A 17,275-nucleotide genomic window follows, 5' to 3' on the forward strand; every position below is an offset into this window, starting at 1 on the left:
CAGTGACCCAGCTCATTACTCCCGACTTGGTCGAGCTCGACCAGAATCTCGGCACGTCACCCGAGGACGTGATCCGGCACCTGGCAGGCAGAGTTGCAGCCAACGGACGCGCCACCGAAGTAGAAGGCCTCTTCGCCGACGCCTTCGCCCGCGAATCCAAGACAGCAACCGGTGTGCCCGGCGGCATCGCCATCCCGCACTGCCGTTCGACGGCGGTCACGGAGGCAACGCTTGCCATGGCGCGGCTGTCCCAGCCGGTCAACTTCGGGGCCAAGGACGGCCCGGCGGACCTGATTTTCTTCATCGCGGCGCCGGAGGGCGCGGACCAGGAGCACCTGAAACTGCTCTCCAAACTGGCCCGCTCCTTGATCAAAAAGGACTTTACTGCCGCTCTCCGCGCGGCGGCCACGCAGGCTGAGGTCGTCGAACTGGTTGAGGGCGCCCTTGCGGACAAGCCCGCCAGCCATGCTGCTGCCGTCCCCGCAGGTGCCACCGCCGCAGCGGCCGGCGGGTCCGCCACCGGTGCGCCGTCGGCCGGCATTTCCCCGGCTGACGCTACTGCGGGGGCCGATGCCCCGCGGGCGAAACGCCTCGTTGCCGTCACCGCCTGCCCGACGGGGATTGCCCACACTTACATGGCCGCAGACTCCCTCGTGGCGGCCGCCAAAGAGATGGGCGTGGACCTGCAGGTCGAAACGCAGGGCTCCTCGGGAGCTAAAGCCCTGGACCCGGCCGTGATTGCGGCAGCCGACGCGGTCATCTTCGCCGTCGACGTCGACGTCCGCGGCAAGGAGCGCTTCGCCGGCATGCCGGTTATCAACGCCCCGGTCAAGCGCGGCATCGATGAGCCGGACAAGATGGTCCAGGAAGCCCTCGCCGCGGCGGAGAACCCGCACGCCCGGCGCGTCCCGCACTTCGGTGCGGAGGAGCAGGCCGAACATGAGGCCGAGGAGAAGGGCGAGCACATCGGGCAGAAGCTCAAGAAGGCCCTGCTCACCGGTGTCAGCTACATGATCCCGTTCGTGGCCGGCGGCGGGCTGCTGATCGCCCTCGGGTTCCTGATGGGCGGCTACCTGATCACCAAGTACGCGGACACTATCGTCCTGCAAAACAGCCTGTTCAACCTCCCCACCCAGTTCCCGGACAACGCCTGGGGTCCGCTGGGCGCCTACCTCGGCGCGGTCCTGTTCAAGATCGGCGCACTCTCGCTGGGCTTCCTGGTCCCGGCCTTGGCCGGGTACATCGCCTACGCGATCGCTGACCGCCCCGGTATCGCGCCGGGCTTTGTCGCCGGTGCGGTTGCCGGCTTTATGGGCGCAGGCTTCCTTGGCGGCATCGTCGGCGGCTTGCTGGCCGGCTACATTGCCCACGTGATCGGCCGTCTCCAGGTGGCGCGGTGGCTGCGAGGCCTGATGCCGGTGGTGATCATCCCGCTGGTCGCCTCCCTGGTCGCCTCCGGACTGATGTTCGTGATCCTGGGCGGTCCGATCGTCGCCATCACGAACGGCCTGAACGCCTGGCTCTCCGGTCTCACCGGCGCCGGGGCGATTGCCCTCGGCGTGATCCTGGGCCTGATGATGTGCTTCGACCTTGGCGGACCGGTCAACAAGGTTGCGTATTCCTTCGCCGTCGCCGGCCTCGGCGCCGCAAGCATGGACAACCAGGCTCCGTGGCTGATCATGGCCGCCGTCATGGCGTCCGGCATGGTGCCGCCGCTGGCCATGGCCCTCGCCTCCACCGTCCTGAACAAGAAGCTCTTCAGCCTCGCAGAGCAGGAAAACGGCAAGGCGGCCTGGTTGCTGGGTGCGTCCTTCATCTCTGAAGGCGCGATCCCGTTCGCCGCCGCCGACCCGCTGCGCGTCATCCCGGCAACTATGCTGGGCGGCGCCGCAACCGGTGCGATCTCGATGGCATTCGGCGTCGGCTCCAAGGCTCCGCACGGTGGCCTCTTCGTCTTCTTCGCAATCGACAACTTCCTGATGTTCGTCGTCGCCATCGCCGTCGGCACGGTGATCACGGCCCTGTCGGTGATCGCGCTGAAACGCTGGGCAGTCAAGAAGACCGTTGATACGGTTGAACCGGTCCCCGTAACCGTCTGAGCCGGTCCGCAACACCTTTCCAAGCTAATCCGAAGCTGAAATCAAGGAGCAACAATGACCGAACGTAACGCCACCATTGCCAGCCGCGTCGGGCTGCACGCCCGCCCGGCCGCCATCTTTGCCGAGGCTGCAGGCGAGTTCGATCTCGATATCACCATCGCCCGGCTCGGCGAACCCGAAGACGAGGCCATGGACGCTGCCAGCATCCTGTCCCTGATGAGCCTGGGCGCATCGCACGGCGAGGTCGTGGTACTGCGCGCCGAGGGCGACGGCGCCGACGCCGCCCTTGAGCGCCTTGTGCAGATCCTCGAAACGGACCACGACGCCGAGTAGCTCCACCCGGACGGCCGCCGCCCGACTCCCTCGGAGGGAGCGGGACGGCGGCCCTTCGTCGTTAATACCGCGCGACCAGGTGGGCCTCAGACTGGACCTGCTACTCCGCTCCGCGCTGCCGGGCCACCATCGCGTTGATCCAACTCGGCGCGTACGGGGAGGTGCATCCCGGCGGGGTCGGATATTCCTTGAGCACGCCTAACCGCTTCCCGATTGCAAGGGCCCGGGCCCGATGCTCCGGGTGGTCGATTCCGATCTGCGCGAGGGTGTGGTTCATGGCCCACTGCAAGCGGTCGGGTGCATCCGTCAACTCGGCTTCGATCGTGGTTAGCAGGCCTGACAGATCGAGTCCGTCCGGTTTCTTTGCCACCCGTTCCGTCGTCAGCGCCCAGCCGGCGCTGGCGACCGCCGGGTCCGGGTCCGCCGTCCAGGCGACCCGCAGCTGTTCGGCGTGGGGGCTTTTCTTGACCACGTAGTTGACCAGCCAGTCGTGGACCTTCGGCGCGCGCGCCTGTCGCAGCATGGAATCCAACTCGCCGTGTTCAAAGACTCTGGGTTTGCAGATCAAAAGGGCCAGCAGCCTTGCCGCCCTGTCCCCTGTCGCCCACAAATCCCGGGCCAGGTCCGGCTGGGTCTTGAGCCGCTTCGCTATCGCCCGCAGCGCGGCCAAATTGACACCGTGGTCATCGCCCCGGCGCTCATTTGCTGCGCGCACGGCGGCCACCTCAAGCGCAGACAACTCCGCCATCAGCGACTCCACCGACGTGCCCGTCATCCCGTTCTGCGCCGTTGCTTCCACTGCAGCAGTGTACGACGACAGGGCCACCGTCCGGGCGCCCCTCCAGTTCGATCAGCTGGCTTAGTAAACACTTGTTTTCGCCCCCGGGCGTCTATAGCTTGGAAATCGTGGCTCTTACCCCGAAGGGAAAGTTCCGGACTTGAGGAGACGAACTATGACAAGCGTGCAAGAGAACGTCCGCGCCGCAGCCGGGGAGCTGAGCTAGCCATGCCCACCAGGAAGGGTGCCCCGCAGGGGTCGGAGAACCCCAGCATCAAAGACCCCGAACTTTACGAAGCACTGCTCGACGACGGTGCCTCCAAGCAGAAGGCCGCGCGCATTTCCAACGCCGCCGCCAAGCGCGGCCGGTCCTCCGTGGGCCACAAAGGCGGCAAGTCCGGCGATTACGAGGACTGGACTGTTCCGCAGCTGAAGGAAAAAGCCAAGGAGATCGGGCTCACGGGTTATTCCGGAAAGAAGAAGAGCGAACTGATCTCCGCTTTGCGGAACTCCTAGCCCATGACGGGAGGGGAGCAGGCGGGCACCGTGGCCGGGGGCTTAGGCGCCTTTTCGCGCGGCCCCCTTCGTCGCCGCGGTCTTGGCGGCCGGCTTCCTGGCGGCGGTCTTGGACTCTGCCGGGGAGGCAGTCTTCGTCCCGGCTTTGGCCGCTGCGCCGGTCCCGTCCTTACTGCCCGAGGCCTTCGTGCTGGGCTTGGCGGACGTCTTCGCGGCCGCCTTAGCCCGCGGCTTGGCAGGAGCCGAGTCGGCTTTGCTGTCGGCCGCTTGACCCTCGTCGGCGTCGGCTGCTTTCGTGGCCGAGCCGGAGGCGCTGCCGGTTCCCCCGCCGCGCTTGCGTTCGATGCTGCGCTTCAGTGCGTCCATCAAATCGATGACCTCACCCGGTCCCCGCTTCGGCGGCCGTCGTACCGAAGGTCTCTTCGGTGTCGAGGGCCTCGCCCTGTTCGATCTTGGCGTCGATCAGTTGCCGCAGCTGAAGCTGGTAGTCGTCGGTGAACTGCCCCGGATCGAAATCGGCGGCCATCGAGTCCACCAGGGCTGCAGACATTTCGCGCTCCTGCGCCGAGACGCGCACGCTGGTCTCCAGCGCGGGAAAAGCCGCCTCCCGCACCTCGTCGGCCCAGAGGAGGCCCTGCAGCACCAGCACATCCCCGCGGATGCGCAGTGCCCCCAGCCTGGTCTTGTCCCGCAGCGCGAACTGCACCACAGCCACCCGGTCGGTGTCCTCCAGGGCGCGGCGCAAGAGCACGTACGCCTTGGGCGACTTGGAGTCCGGTTCAAGATAGTAGCTCTTCTCGAACATCATCGGATCCAGCTGCTCGGCCGGAACGAACTGCACGACCTCAATCTCGTGACTGTTCTCCGCCGGGATGGATTTAAGCTCCTCGCGGCTCAGCACGACCGTGCGGCCGTCGTCCTCATAGGCCTTGTCGATGTCTTCGTAGTCGATGACCTTGCCGCAGATCTCGCACCGGCGCTGGTAGCGGATCCGGCCGCCGTCGGCGTTGTGGACCTGATGCAGGCTGATGTCGTGGTCCTCGGTGGCGCTGTAGACCTTGACCGGCACGTTGACCAGCCCGAACGCTATCGCGCCTTTCCAAATGGCTCTCATGCCTCAAGTGAACACCAGAGCCGCACAGAGGTGAAGCGCTATGCCCGATAGGAAGGAGCGCGTCCGCGTCGACGGCCGGGAACTGGTGCTGACCAACCTGGACAAAGTTCTGTACCCGGAGACCGGAACCACCAAGGCCGACGTCCTGGCCTACTACGCCGCGGTGGCGCCGGTGCTGATCCCGGCCGCGGCTAACCGGCCAGCCACCCGGAAGCGCTGGGTGCACGGCGTGGGGACGGCCGATGCGCCCGGCGAGATGTTTTTCCAGAAGAACCTCGACCACTCCGCTCCGGGCTGGGTGCCGCGCGCGTCAATCACGCACAAGGAACGCACCATCCAGTACCCGCTGGTCAATGACGCAGCCACCCTCGCCTGGCTGGCCCAAATCGCCTCGCTGGAGATCCATGTGCCGCAGTGGCGGGTGGATTCCCACGGGAACGCGCTGCCGCCTGACCGGCTGGTGCTGGACTTGGACCCCGGCGAGGGTGCCGGCCTGCCCGAATGCGTGGAGGTCGCCACACTGGCGCGCAGCATTCTCCAGGACGTTGGCCTGGAACCGGTGCCGGTAACGAGCGGCAGCAAGGGCATCCACCTCTACGCCACGCTGGACGGGACGCAAAGCTCAGACCAGATTTCGGCGTTTGCGCATGAACTGGCCCGGGCGCTGGAGGCGGACCATCCTGACCTGGCCGTGAGTGACATGAAGAAAACCTTGCGCACCGGCAAGGTGCTGGTGGATTGGAGCCAGAACAGCTCTGCCAAGACCACGATCGTTCCTTACTCGCTGCGCGGCCGGCACCGGCCTACGGTCGCGACCCCGAGGACCTGGGAGGAGCTAGCCTCCCCGTCGTTGCAGCACCTTGAGTACCAGGAGGTGGTGCAGCGGGTGAAGGAAGGCGAGGATCCGTTCGCTGTCATCTCCGGCGGCGCCCACACCACGGCTCCCGCGCCCTCCGACGGTGCCGCGCCGGCTTCCCGGAAAGCCGGCGGCCGCAGCGACAGTGAGGGCGACGGCGGCAACAATGACCCGCGGCTCGAGAAATACCGCACGAAACGGGACGCTGCGGAGACCCCGGAGCCTTTCACCGCCGAACAGCACCGCAGCAGGAACGACGGCGGCACCCTTCGCGAAAGCTTCGTCATCCAGGAACACCACGCGAGCCGGCTTCATTACGACCTCCGCCTCGAACGCGACGGTGTGCTGGTGTCATGGGCGCTGCCCAAGGGCGTCCCCACCAGCAAGGCTAAAAACCACCTGGCGGTGCAGACCGAAGACCACCCGATGGACTATGCGGACTTCGAGGGCACCATCCCGAAGGGCCAGTACGGTGCGGGGACGATGACCATCTGGGACCGCGGCCACTACGAATGCGAGAAGTGGATCGCCGGAAAAGAAGTCATCGCCACGCTCACCGGGCAGGAGAAAGGGGGCCTGGGCGGCATCCGGAGGTTCGCCCTCATCCACACCGGCCAGGCCAACGACCAGTGGCTGATCCACCTCATGGACAGCCCCAATGCCCGGCCGTCAAGCAAGGAAGCCCCGGCGGACGCGAATTCGAAGGAAGATTCTGCGGAGGAAAATCCCGCAGCCGGCAGCGCAGCCACCGGCCCTCCGTCCGGCGCTCCCGCCCCGGACCCGGCGGAGCTCGCGCCGATGCTGGCAAGTTCAGGGACCAGAGCGGACCTGACGGACAGCGACTGGCAGTTCGAGCTCAAATGGGACGGCGTCCGGGCCCTTGTCCTGGCCGACGAGCAGCGGATCCGGCTGATCAGCCGCAATGGCAACGACATGTCCGCCAGTTACCCGGAGCTCACCGACCGCTCCTGCTGGCCGCCGCAGGACTTCGCCGCCGACGGCGAGATCATCGCCGTCGGTCCGTCCGGCCGGCCCGACTTCGGGCTGCTGCAGGGACGGATGAAGCTGACCAAGGCCGCCGACGTCGCCAAGGCACAAGCCGCCACCCCGGTGCGTTTGATGCTCTTCGATCTCCTCACCGAGTCCGGGATTGACCTTCGCCGGCGGCCGCTCCGGGCGCGGCGGGACCGCCTTGAAGCGTTTTTCGGCTCCGGCCTCGGCGGGGACTGCCCGGTAGACCTGTCGCAGGTGATCGACGCCGACGTCGGGCACATCCTGGAAAGCGCCGAGGAACTGGGCCTGGAAGGTGTCATGGCCAAGCGCACCGAGGGGCGCTACGTCGGGCAACGCAGCAGGTCCTGGCTCAAGCTGAAGTTCGAAAAGACCCAGGAGGTAGTGGTGGGCGGCTGGAGGCCGGGCAAAGGCGGGCGCAGCGACTCCGTGGGTTCACTGCTGCTGGGCATCCCGGACGGACCAAAGCTGCGCTATGTAGGCCGCGTCGGCACCGGGTTCAGCACCCGTGAACTGGAGGAACTGCGCCGGCAGCTGGACGCCCTCCCGCGCAAGACCTCACCCTTCGCCGACGTCCCGGCCGCCGATGCCTCCGACGCGCGGTGGGTTTCCGCCAAGCTGGTCGGCGAGGTCACGTTCGGCGAATGGACCGGCAGCGGCAAGCTCCGCCACCCGGTCTGGCGCGGCTGGCGACTGGACAAGGCACCCGGCGACGTCGTCGTTGAATAGCATGCCCGCGAAGGACAGAGTCGTACCGGCCGGCCGGCGCAGGGCACTGACGCTGCCGCCGCGGCGCCTCCCGGCAGTCAGTCGTGATGCGGAACCTGGGGCCGGCTTTGCCGGTGCATGGCCGCCTCGGTAACCTGCTGGGCCTGCTGCCCGTGGACCACGTCCCGGTCCTTGGGATGGCGGTGCTTGCCGCTGCCGTCCGGCCACGGGTGGCCGTCCTCAGGCGACGGCGGCTCCGGGCGCTTGCTCTCCGGCCCGGGGACCTCGTCCATGGACTCCGCAAGGTGACTGGCGATCTCGGGCTCAATCTCTTCCTTCGGGTGGTGATCCGCCATGGCCCTTCCTTTCTCCGGTGAAATGAAGCGTTCCACAATCGTAGGTCCGCCGCCCGGGGATGTCTCTAGGCTGGGGGCATGGACTACACGATTCGGCAGGCAGCTCCCGGGGACGCCGATGCCCTGGTCCGGATGCACACAGCCGTCCACGAGGAGTGTTACGGGCATGTTCTGCCCGCGGCGTTCTTTGCCGCCCGGCGCGCCAGCATCCAGGAGCGGACGGAACGACGCAGGCCCTACCTGGACAGCAGCGAACCGCGGATCATCGCGCTGGACGCGAGCGGCGAGATCGTTGGGTTCGCCGACGCCGGGCCCGGACGGGACGACGACCGGCCCCGCGACCTGGAGCTGTACTCCCTCTACACCCTGGCACGCGCCTACGGCAGCGGGCTCGGCAGCGCGATGCTGAACACCGCCCTCGGGAACTCGGCCGCCTACCTCTGGGTGCTCGAAGACAACCCCCGCGCCCGGGCCTTCTACGCCAAGCACGGCTTCCGGCCCGACGGGGAACGCAAACTGCTGCCGGCGGAGTGGTCCGACCTGCCCGAGATCCGTCTCGTCAGGTCTGGCGCGCGGCGCTGGAAACCGGGCCGAGAACCGTCCTGAAAAGGGCCAAAAGTCCCCAAAAATGCACCGCGGCGGGCCCCGATCCGAAAAATTTTGGCGGAAAACCAAGGGAACTGCCTTCTTCCCAAGAATGACGCGGATAAATCGGGCATCGAGGCGCCGCGATGTGGCCCGCTTTAGGGGCTGAAACGGGCGATCATAGTGCACGAAAATCGGAAAAGCCACGGAAGTCGCGTAAAATTGAAGGCCTGCCCGGAGCGGGGCAGCTACAAGTCGCAAGCAAATGCCCTCCACAGGAGTTGCCAAAATGCCCAAAGACCGAAGCACGACCGACTCTTCCGCTGGCGTTGTGAACGCCGCCGGAACCAACCCAGGCGCACCCAGTGGCGTTAGAAAACCCAGGCTTCGCCGCCGCCGGCTCCGCGAGTCCGACGTCAACGTCGTCGACCAGCCGATGCTCAAGAAGGCCCTTGGCGGCACCATCGTGGGCAACACCATGGAATGGTACGACGTCGGGGTGTTCGGCTACCTGATCACCACCATGGGGCCGGTGTTCCTGCCCGAGGCGGACAAGTCCGTCCAGACCCTCTTCCTGCTCGGCACCTTCGCCGCCACCTTCATCGCCCGGCCCCTCGGCGGCGTCATCTTCGGCTGGCTTGGCGACAAGATCGGCCGCCAGAAAGTCCTCGCCGCGACCCTCATGATCATGGCGGCCAGCACCTTCGCCGTCGGCCTGCTGCCCGGTTACGCCCAGATCGGAATCTGGGCCGCGGTCCTGCTGGTCCTGTTCAAGGTCATCCAAGGCTTCTCCACCGGCGGCGAGTACGCCGGTGCCACCACCTTCGTGAGCGAGTACGCCCCGGACAAACGGCGCGGATTCTTCGCAAGCTTCCTGGACATGGGCAGCTACCTTGGCTTCGCCCTCGGCGCCGCCCTCGTCTCGGTACTGCAGCTGACCCTCGGCCAGGACACCATGGAGCAGTGGGGCTGGCGGATACCGTTCCTCGTTGCCGGGCCGCTCGGCCTGATCGCCGTTTACTTCCGGAGCAAGATCGAGGAATCGCCGCAGTTCCAGGCCACGCTGGATGCCCAGGAGAACCTGGCAAAGGACGCCAGCTCCGCCGACAGCGCCGCGTCCAAGGGCCCGGTCGGGATCGTGAAGGCCTACTGGCGCTCCATCATCGTGGCGATGATCCTGGTTGCCGCAGCCAACACCGCAGGCTACGCCCTGACGTCGTACATGCCGACCTACCTCACGGAGTCCAAGGGCTACGACGAGCTGCACGGCACCCTGCTGACCATCCCCGTGCTGGTCATCATGAGCCTCTGCATTCCGCTGACCGGCAAGCTCTCCGACCGGATCGGCCGCCGGCCGGTGCTCTGGATCGGTGCCATCAGCACCGTCGTCCTGGCCACCCCGGCGTTCCTGCTGATCGGCATCGGCGAGATCTGGTCCACCCTGGCCGGCCTCGCGCTGATTGCCTTCCCGGTGACGTTCTACGTGGCCAACCTCGCCTCGGCCCTGCCGGCCCAGTTCCCGACGGCCAGCCGTTACGGCGCCATGGGCATCGCGTACAACTTCTCGGTCGCCATCTTCGGCGGCACGACCCCGTTCATCGTGGCCGCCCTGATCAACGCCACCGGCAACGACATGATGCCCGCCTACTACCTGATGGCCACGTCGGCGATCGGTGCGGTCGCCATCTACTTCCTGAAGGAATCGGCCAAGATGCCGCTGCCCGGCTCCATGCCGAGCGTGGATACCGAGGCCGAGGCCCGGGAACTGGTTGCGACGCAGGACGAAAACCCGCTGATCGACCTCGAGCACATGGACATGCCGCTGACCGCGGCTCCCGGGCACGACGGCGGCAGCGACAAGGTCCCGACGCCGGCCTAGTCCCGCCCGGCCGCTGGACGGCGGCGCCACTGGACGGTCGCGCCCATCCAGTGCCCGTCCGGCGCCCGTTCCCCAGCGCCCCGCTCTCAGAGGCCCGTCGCGCATGCTTTTCCGTTGGGGGAAGCACGCGCGGCGGGCCTTTGGCGGGTCCCGCCCGTCCCAGCCCGGAGTTTTAGGAGGTCCGCATGCAGTCCCTGCGGCGGCACGCGCGCTCCCTGCACCGCCTTGGCCCGTCAAACCGCGACCACGTCTCGGCCCTGCGCGTTGCCGTCAGTGTGGCCGTGCCCTCGCTGGCGTTGCTTGCGGCCGGGCGCGCTGACCTCATCATCTACGCTGTGTTCGGCGCGCTCACGGGCATGTACGGCCGGTCAGAGCCGCACCAGCTCAGGCTCAGGCATCAACTTCACGCGGCCCTGGTCCTGGTCGGCGGGCTCTCCGTCGGCGTCCTGCTCTCGGTAAACCAGATCCACTCCTGGGCGCTCGTGGCTGTCGAGGCGGTGCTGGCCGTCGCCGGGTCGTTGTTTGCGGACAAGGTCGGGTTGAGGCCCAACGGCCCGTTCTTCGGCATCTTCGCCCTGGGGGCGTGCGCCTCCATCCCCACCGCAGTTCCATGGTTCGTGGCAGTGCTGGTCGGCGCGGCGTCTGCGGCGTTTTCCATCGCCGTCGGCTTTGGCGGCTGGCTGCGCCACCGGACCTGGGAACGCGGGGCCGGTCGCGGCGTGCCGCCGTTGCGCGGGGCCCGCCGCCGGGCAGCCTGGATCCATGCGGCACGGTATCTTGCCGCCGTCTCGGCTGCCGGCAGCATCGGCGTGCTCAGCGGCAGCGGGCACCCGCACTGGGCGATGGCCTCGGCCGCTGTTCCGCTGGCCGGGGCGGACCTGCCGAGCAGTGTCTACCGCGGGCTGCACCGGATCGTGGGCACACTGCTGGGCCTGGTGGTGGTTGCGTTGGTGCTGTTCCCCTGGGCAGGGTCCCCGCTACGAGCCTTCCCGGGCCACGAAACCGCCGCCGTCGCGGTGCTGGTGATTGTCCTGCAGTTCACCACAGAATTGTTCATGACCCGGCACTACGGCCTCGCCATGGTGTCCTTTACTCCCGTCATCCTGCTGATGACGCAACTGGCATTCCCCGCCGACCCGCACGTTTTGGTGGCGGAGCGGGCGGCCGAGACCCTGCTGGGCGCGTGCACCGGCATCGTTGTCGTACTCCTGATCCGGCGGCGCCGCCCGGTACGGCCGCCTGGCCCCGGTAGGGAGTCCGGGGCTACTTAGCGCGGCGCGGCGGCCCTGCGACGAGCCGGGCGGGCAGCACCCGTGCCGCGGCGATGAGCAGCTTGTACCGTTTGCTTGGAATGGAGACCGCTTTGCCCTTGGAGTTATCGGCGAGGCCTTCGCGAACGACCTGTTCGGCCCTTAGCCACATCCAGCGGGGAGCCACTTCCTTGTCCATGCCCATCCGGTCGTGGAATTCGGTGTGCGTGAACCCCGGGCAGACCGCCGTCACCTGCACCCCGCGCCCGGCGTAGGCGATGTTCGCCCAGCGGCTGAAGCTGAGCAGCCAGGACTTCGCCGCGGAATAGGTTTCCCGCGGCAGGAACGCTGCCACCGACGCCACGTTGATGACGCGTCCGGAATGCCGTTGCAGCATGCCCTGCAGTGCGGCGTGTGTGAGTTCCATCGCCGACTCGACGTGCAGCTTCAGGTGCTGCTTTTCCTCGGCGATGTCGTTGTCCGCAAAGGAGCGCAGCAGCCCCATGCCCGCGTTGTTGACCAGGATCTCCACCGGCCGCGCGGGATCGCTCAGGCGTTCGACGACGGCGGCCACCCCGCCGTCGTCCGTCAGGTCGGCGGCCAGTACCTCCGCCTGGACGCCGTAGCTCTTCTCCAGTTCCTCCGCGGTGGCGCGCAGGCGCCTGGCATCACGGGCCACCAGGACCACGTTGTGTCCCTGCTCCGCGAGCTGCCGGGCAAACTCGGCCCCGAGGCCGGCGGTGGCGCCCGTGACCAGGGCGGTGGCGGGAGCGGCTGGCGATCCGTGTACAGGCATGTTCATAGCCACAGCCTAATGGCGCCGCTGGCGGGGACTTAGGCCAGTGCCGGTCCCGCGGCGAGTTCTCCTCCGGCGGAGCCGTCCGCGGCCACGCAGGCAGCCGGGCTGCCCGCCGCCGCGTTGCCCGCATCCACGTTCCCCGCGTCCACGTTGCCCGTCTCCACGCCTGTCACGCCCGGGCCGGACAGCCCCGCGTCGTCCAGGCCCAGACCGGCCAGCATCGAGTGGTTGGCGTCGGCACCGCGGTAGCGCTGCTGCAGCTCTTCCGCGGCGAGCTCGTACCAGGTGTGGGCGCCAAAGGAGGGGTTGGGGGTATCCAGGTGGCGGTAGAGCGCGTCGGCCAACTGTCCGAGCGCGGCATCAGACAGGGCCTGCACCGTGGCGGCCGGGTCTAGGGTCCCCTCGAAGTAATCGGACAGCTCCAAGCCCTCGATCAGCTCCGGGTCGCATGCAGCGGTCAAGCCGTCACCCTGCATCGCCAGGGTGGCTTCAGCTCCGGCGAGTTCGTCCACCTCCGAGATGAGAGTTCCGTGGACCCCTGCGGGGATGTCGCCTTCCAGGCCGGCGAGGACCTCCCCATCGGACCCGACGTGGAACAAGCAAATGGGCAGCTCGGCCGGCTCCCGGAGCAGGACCGGGAAGTCCTCCGTTTGGGATGCTGACAGCTGCCGGAGGTAGAGCAAAATCTCGGGGTCGAGGTGCGAGGCCCCGTGCAGGTCGATGCTGATGTCCGAGCCGGCGGCAAGACGGCTGGCGCGCCGCATGATGTGCAACAGGGCGGGGTAGCTTGCCTGGGTCAGGCAGCCGGCGACTTCGAGGGTTACCTGGCCGGGGTCTGCATCCACACGGACTAGCACGCGAAGTTTGTGATTCATGGGTTCTCCAAAAGACACGTCCATGAGCCAGCTGCATAACTCAAGCTAAACCATACGGTCTCGTCGCCCTGCTCACAAGCCGTCCGGCGGCTGCTCCGGCCAGTCTATGCACTGGGTGTAGGCGTCGTGTTCCCGGAGGTACCGGTAAATGTACGGGCAGTGCGGGATGATGCGTTTGCCTGCGGCCACCGCGTCGTCCAGGGCAAAATGCACCAGCACCCGGGCAAGTCCCTTGCCCTTGTACTGCTCAGCGGTCTCAGTGTGGATGAAATCCACGTGGCCCGGCCGGTCAACGTAGCGCACCTGCACCGCGAGCACGCTGCCGACGTGCAGCTCATAGCGGTGCAACGCGTCATTGCGGACGGTCGAGACGTCCGGACCGAACGTGTCTTCAAGGCCTGCCGACTTCCCAGTCATGGTTCGACAGTGGCACTAAACCCCCGGCGTGGCAATGGCCCCCCCGTGCCGTCGTGCCTAGGCGAGGGAGAGGAAGAGTTTCTCCAGCTCGGCCCGGTCCAGGCTCGGGTCTTCCTGCTGCATGCACTGCTGCAGTCCCGTCGCGATGATGGAGAATCCGGCCTTGTCCAGGGCGCTCGAAACCGCGGCAAGCTGTGTTACGACGCTCTTACAGTCCCGGCCTTCTTCGATCATGCGCGTCACCGCAGCAAGCTGGCCTTGGGCGCGGCGAAGGCGGTTGATGACAGACTTCATGTCGGTGGGATCGAGTTCCATGCGTGGCCTCCGGAGTAAGTGGTTTCTACTATGGTATACCCCCCTCGGTATACCCCCGTAATGGGAGGTAAGGCTTTCCCTGCGGCCCGCGCCGCCGACCGGACGGCCGCCGACGGGAGGGCCTTGGGGAGCGGTCAGCGGAACGGGGCCTTCGTACCTACCGGCGCCCAAGAATCGGGCGTATTGCTAGGGCTGTGAACGCCACAAGCTTCCTGAACCCGGCTCCCGGCCGGAAAGGCGCGACCAGCGCCAAGCCCGGGCCCTGGCAACGCCTCGTCGCCCTGGGCGACTCCTTCACAGCCGGTCTCGGCGACCCTGAACCGCGAAACCCGGGCGGCATGCGGGGCTGGGCGGATCGGATTGCCGAAGAGCTCAGCGCAGCCCGCGGGGATTTCGCTTACGCCAATCTGGCGATCAGCGGCCTCGTGCTGCAACAGATCGTGGACCAGCAGCTTGGCCCGGCGATCGCCCTGAAGCCGGATCTCATCACCCTTTCTGCCGGCGGCAATGACCTGGTCTTCCACCGTCGCGATCCGGACCGCCTCGCGGCGGCCCTGGATGAAGCGGTGGCGGTGCTCGCAGCAACCGGAGCCACCATCGTGCTCTTCACCGGGCCGGACTGGGGCGAGACCCCGGTCTTCGGCCACATCCGCGGCAAGGTGGCCGTATTCAACGAGAACATCCGGACCATTGCGGCCCGGCATCACGGGGTCATCGCTGACCTGTGGACGATGCGGCAGCTCAGCGACCCGCGGATGTGGGACCCGGACCGGCTGCATTTTTCGCCACTGGGGCACCACACGATTGCCGGCATGGTGCTGGACACCCTGCACGTGCCGCACAGCCTGCGGCCCCTGCAGCCAAAACCTCTGCCGGACCGGAATTGGCGGGAGACCAGGGCCAGCGACCTGGCCTGGGCCACGCACTACTTGTTGCCCTGGATGGTGCACCGCGCCCGGCCGCGCGCCGGGAACGGCCCGGCCGCCCCGAAGCGCCCAGAGGCGGGCCCCGTCTTTGGCGTACTGGGGCAGGCAGCCCAGCCCTAGTCGGCGCTGGGTCCGTCGGCTAATCTGCAGGGACGGCCCTCCGCCGGAGACCGATGACGACCACGAGGAGCGAAGATGTCTAATCACACCTACAGCATTTCTGAGATTGTCGGGACCTCGAACGAAGGCGTAGACGCCGCCATCCGGAACGGTATCTCCGAGGCATCGAAGACCGCTGCGGAACCTCGACTGGTTCGAAGTGAAGGAGATCCGGGGGCACCTCGAGAACGGCGAGGTTGCCGACTGGCAGGTGACGATCAAGCTCGGGTTCAAGCTGGAGCGCTGACACCGCGGCGGCAGGCAGCCGACGGCGTTGGCAGTACACGCTGGCGGTCCCTGCTGCGACCTGCGCCCGGTGAAGGCGCCAGCTCTGCCGCTATTTGACGTCAAATTCAGCCGGCCCGATTCTCCAGAAATTTCTTGCCGTTCAGTGTTTTTCCAAACTTCTGTGCGCGTCGAGTGGCGTTTTGATAGTAAGCATGATTAGTATTAACCCAGAAGGACGAAGCGCACCCGGCAACCCGGGTGTCTCCTCAATGAAAGAGAAGGGCCAATAAAATGGGTTTTTTCGCATTTCTTATTCTGGGTCTTATTGCCGGCGCAATCGCTAAGGCTATCCTGCCGGGACACCAGGGCGGTGGCTGGGTCATCACGCTGATCCTCGGCGTCGTAGGTGCACTGCTGGGCGGCCTCATCGGCAGCGCGCTCTTCGGCACCGGACTGCAGGAATTCTTCTCGCTGACCACGTGGCTGCTCGCAATCGGTGGTGCGATCATCGTACTGCTGATCTACGGCATGATCACCAAGCGCTCGCACCGCTAAGTCGGAGTGACCGGAAAACCGGTCCCGGGGATTATTTCCTGGGGCCGGTTTTTTGGTACCGGGCACCCCCATACCGAACTCTCAGAGCACTTAGAACAGGAGTACCGCATGAAAGCCAAACTTCTTCTAGCTACCGGCCTCGCCGCAGGCTATGTCCTCGGATCCCGTTCGGGACGGGCAGCCTACGAAAAACTGAAGACCCAGGCAACCGGCCTTTGGGAAAGCAAGCCCGTCCAGGACAAGGTGGCGGCCGCTACTGAAGCCGTCAAGGAAAAGGCACCGGAAGTTTCCGGCCAGCTCACCGAGGCCGCCCGCCGCGCGGGCACCGTCATCGGCTCGGCCGTCCGCCGCGACGACGCAACATCCGGCGCTCCGGCCTCCACGTCGGCTCCCTCTGACGAGGGCACGTCCGCAGACAGTGCCATCCCGGCACACAGCAGCCACCCCGGAACGGCCAACCTGGGCACCTCCGGCGGCGTTCACACGGACCTCGACGCAACCCCCGACGCCGAGCCGAACAAGAACTAACGGAGCCGTCCCCCGGGCTTTCTAGCCAGGGGATCGGAACCGGGGTCAGCACCGAGGATGCCCTGCACCACGGTGGCATCCAGTTTCCGGGAGCTGAACACCCGGCCGGCTATCCCGTAGCCGGCAAGGATCTCGACCGTCTGCGGCGCCTGCCGCCGGCTGGTCTCGATTAAAAGGTGGCCGCCCGGTGCCAGCCATGCTGGCGCCGCGGCGGCCACTCGTCGTTGCAGCGCCAAGCCGTCGGGCCCGCCGTCTAGGGAAGCCCGAGGCTCGTGCAGCCGTGCTTCCGGGGGCATGGTGCCGATCAGCGCGGAAGGAACGTAGGGCGCGTTCACCGCCAATAGGTCCACGCGGCCGCGGAGCCGATCCGGCAGCGGGGCGTACAGATCGCCCTCATGGACCTCACCGCCCAGAGGGCCGAGGTTGCGCCGCGCGCAGGCCGTGGCGGCCGGGTCGCTGTCGGCGGCGTGGAGCTCAACCGGACCGGCGACGGCAGCGATCGCGGCACCGACCGCACCCGAGCCGCAGCACAGGTCCAGAACGATCGGCCGTACTCCCGCCGGCCGGTCCTGAAGCAGCCGCGCGGCCCGCCGGACGAGGTATTGGGTGCGGCGGCGGGGCACGAAAACCAAGGGGTCCACGGCGATGCGGAGGCCGCAAAATTCCGCCCACCCCAGAACATGCTCCAGGGGGAGGCCCGAGGCGCGCCGGCTGACGAGCATGTCCAGTTCCCCGGCGTCTGCAGCCGCCGCCAGCAGCAGGGCAGCCTCTTCTTCTGCGAACACGCAGCCGGCCGCGCGGAGTTGCGCGACCACCTGGGGCCCCGGATTGGCGAGCGGCTGCACGAAGTCACGCCCTTTCCGCCGTTGGTCTGGAAAACCCATGCTAGCCAAAGGGGGGCCACGAGGGCGGGACTCTCGAGTAAACTTCCGAGCCGGCGGGGCAAACCGCCGCTAGTCCCGTCCCCTGGGAGATCGGCTGGAAGTTT

General features: G+C 67.1%; 17 protein-coding genes and 2 pseudogenes. 11 read left to right on the forward strand and 8 right to left on the reverse strand.

Annotation, left to right across the window (positions count from 1 at the left end):
- Positions 1-2 precede the first annotated feature (2 nt).
- Positions 3-2,099, forward strand: coding sequence for a fructose-specific PTS transporter subunit EIIC (locus QFZ61_RS02685; protein WP_307033074.1), 2,097 nt, complete (start codon positions 3-5; stop codon positions 2,097-2,099).
- Between the two features lie 54 nt (positions 2,100-2,153).
- Positions 2,154-2,432 (forward strand): HPr family phosphocarrier protein, encoded by a 279-nt coding sequence (locus QFZ61_RS02690; protein ID WP_307033076.1) that lies wholly within the window; start codon positions 2,154-2,156, stop codon positions 2,430-2,432.
- A gap of 100 nt (positions 2,433-2,532) precedes the next feature.
- Here QFZ61_RS02690 and QFZ61_RS02695 read toward each other — a convergent pair whose 3' ends face one another.
- Positions 2,533-3,207 carry a DNA alkylation repair protein gene (locus tag QFZ61_RS02695; protein WP_307037960.1) on the reverse strand — a complete coding sequence of 225 codons (675 nt, stop codon included), beginning with the start codon at positions 3,205-3,207 and terminating at the stop codon, positions 2,533-2,535.
- A gap of 231 nt (positions 3,208-3,438) precedes the next feature.
- On the opposite strand from QFZ61_RS02695, the gene QFZ61_RS02700 reads away from it, so the two are divergent.
- The gene (locus QFZ61_RS02700; protein WP_307033078.1) at positions 3,439-3,726 is read left to right on the forward strand and encodes a Rho termination factor N-terminal domain-containing protein; all 288 of its coding nucleotides are present in this window, start codon (positions 3,439-3,441) and stop codon (positions 3,724-3,726) included.
- 42 nt (positions 3,727-3,768) lie between these two features.
- Here QFZ61_RS02700 and QFZ61_RS02705 read toward each other — a convergent pair.
- A pseudogene (locus tag QFZ61_RS02705) lies at positions 3,769-4,840 on the reverse strand (Ku protein).
- A 40-nt stretch (positions 4,841-4,880) separates the two neighbouring features.
- On the opposite strand from QFZ61_RS02705, the gene QFZ61_RS02710 reads away from it, so the two are divergent.
- On the forward strand, positions 4,881-7,436 hold the full coding sequence (locus tag QFZ61_RS02710) for an ATP-dependent DNA ligase (protein WP_307033080.1): 2,556 nt from the start codon (positions 4,881-4,883) through the stop codon (positions 7,434-7,436).
- Between the two features lie 77 nt (positions 7,437-7,513).
- On the opposite strand, the gene QFZ61_RS02715 is transcribed toward QFZ61_RS02710, so the two are convergent.
- On the reverse strand, positions 7,514-7,771 hold the full coding sequence (locus QFZ61_RS02715) for a hypothetical protein (protein ID WP_307033082.1): 258 nt from the start codon (positions 7,769-7,771) through the stop codon (positions 7,514-7,516).
- Positions 7,772-7,849: 78 nt separating this feature from the next.
- Here QFZ61_RS02715 and QFZ61_RS02720 point away from each other — a divergent pair, with 78 nt between their 5' ends.
- The 3 genes from QFZ61_RS02720 to QFZ61_RS02730 all read left to right on the forward strand — a co-directional run bounded on the left by QFZ61_RS02720 (position 7,850) and on the right by QFZ61_RS02730 (position 11,506).
- Positions 7,850-8,377, forward strand: coding sequence for a GNAT family N-acetyltransferase (locus tag QFZ61_RS02720; RefSeq protein ID WP_307033084.1), 528 nt, complete (start codon positions 7,850-7,852; stop codon positions 8,375-8,377).
- A gap of 268 nt (positions 8,378-8,645) precedes the next feature.
- Positions 8,646-10,235, forward strand: a complete 1,590-nt coding sequence (locus tag QFZ61_RS02725) for an MFS transporter (protein ID WP_307033086.1) — start codon at positions 8,646-8,648, stop codon at positions 10,233-10,235.
- Positions 10,236-10,420: 185 nt separating this feature from the next.
- Positions 10,421-11,506, forward strand: coding sequence for an FUSC family protein (locus QFZ61_RS02730; protein WP_307033088.1), 1,086 nt, complete (start codon positions 10,421-10,423; stop codon positions 11,504-11,506).
- Here QFZ61_RS02730 and QFZ61_RS02735 read toward each other — a convergent pair.
- The 4 genes from QFZ61_RS02735 to QFZ61_RS02750 form a co-directional block, all read right to left on the reverse strand.
- A complete protein-coding gene (locus QFZ61_RS02735; protein WP_307033091.1) occupies positions 11,499-12,287 on the reverse strand; it encodes an SDR family oxidoreductase in 789 nt (262 codons plus the stop codon). The genes QFZ61_RS02730 and QFZ61_RS02735 overlap by 8 nt on opposite strands.
- Positions 12,288-12,319: 32 nt before the next feature.
- Entirely contained in the window at positions 12,320-13,159 is an 840-nt protein-coding gene (locus QFZ61_RS02740; RefSeq protein ID WP_307033093.1) for a hypothetical protein, read from the reverse strand.
- Positions 13,160-13,231: 72 nt separating this feature from the next.
- Positions 13,232-13,576, reverse strand: coding sequence for a GNAT family N-acetyltransferase (locus QFZ61_RS02745; protein WP_307033095.1), 345 nt, complete (start codon positions 13,574-13,576; stop codon positions 13,232-13,234).
- A gap of 57 nt (positions 13,577-13,633) precedes the next feature.
- The gene (locus QFZ61_RS02750) at positions 13,634-13,891 is read right to left on the reverse strand and encodes a metal-sensitive transcriptional regulator (RefSeq protein ID WP_138767747.1); all 258 of its coding nucleotides are present in this window, start codon (positions 13,889-13,891) and stop codon (positions 13,634-13,636) included.
- A 194-nt stretch (positions 13,892-14,085) separates the two neighbouring features.
- On the opposite strand from QFZ61_RS02750, the gene QFZ61_RS02755 reads away from it, so the two are divergent.
- From QFZ61_RS02755 to QFZ61_RS02770, 4 genes and pseudogenes are all read left to right on the forward strand, one after another.
- Positions 14,086-14,937, forward strand: a complete 852-nt coding sequence (locus QFZ61_RS02755; protein WP_373427117.1) for an SGNH/GDSL hydrolase family protein — start codon at positions 14,086-14,088, stop codon at positions 14,935-14,937.
- A gap of 75 nt (positions 14,938-15,012) precedes the next feature.
- Positions 15,013-15,223 (forward strand): annotated as a pseudogene (locus tag QFZ61_RS02760) (dodecin).
- A gap of 272 nt (positions 15,224-15,495) precedes the next feature.
- Complete coding sequence (locus QFZ61_RS02765; protein WP_307033098.1) at positions 15,496-15,759, forward strand: GlsB/YeaQ/YmgE family stress response membrane protein; 264 nt, start codon at positions 15,496-15,498, stop codon at positions 15,757-15,759.
- A 108-nt stretch (positions 15,760-15,867) separates the two neighbouring features.
- Positions 15,868-16,287: a YtxH domain-containing protein gene (locus QFZ61_RS02770; RefSeq protein ID WP_307033100.1), complete on the forward strand. Its 420-nt coding sequence runs from the start codon at positions 15,868-15,870 to the stop codon at positions 16,285-16,287.
- Here the strand turns inward: QFZ61_RS02770 and QFZ61_RS02775 are convergent.
- Positions 16,284-17,132 (reverse strand): putative protein N(5)-glutamine methyltransferase, encoded by an 849-nt coding sequence (locus QFZ61_RS02775; protein ID WP_307033102.1) that lies wholly within the window; start codon positions 17,130-17,132, stop codon positions 16,284-16,286. The genes QFZ61_RS02770 and QFZ61_RS02775 overlap by 4 nt on opposite strands.
- Between the last annotated feature and the right edge of the window lie 143 nt (positions 17,133-17,275).

The organism is Arthrobacter sp. B3I4 (assembly GCF_030816855.1).
In the GTDB taxonomy this organism is placed as follows: Bacteria; Actinomycetota; Actinomycetes; order Actinomycetales; family Micrococcaceae; genus Arthrobacter.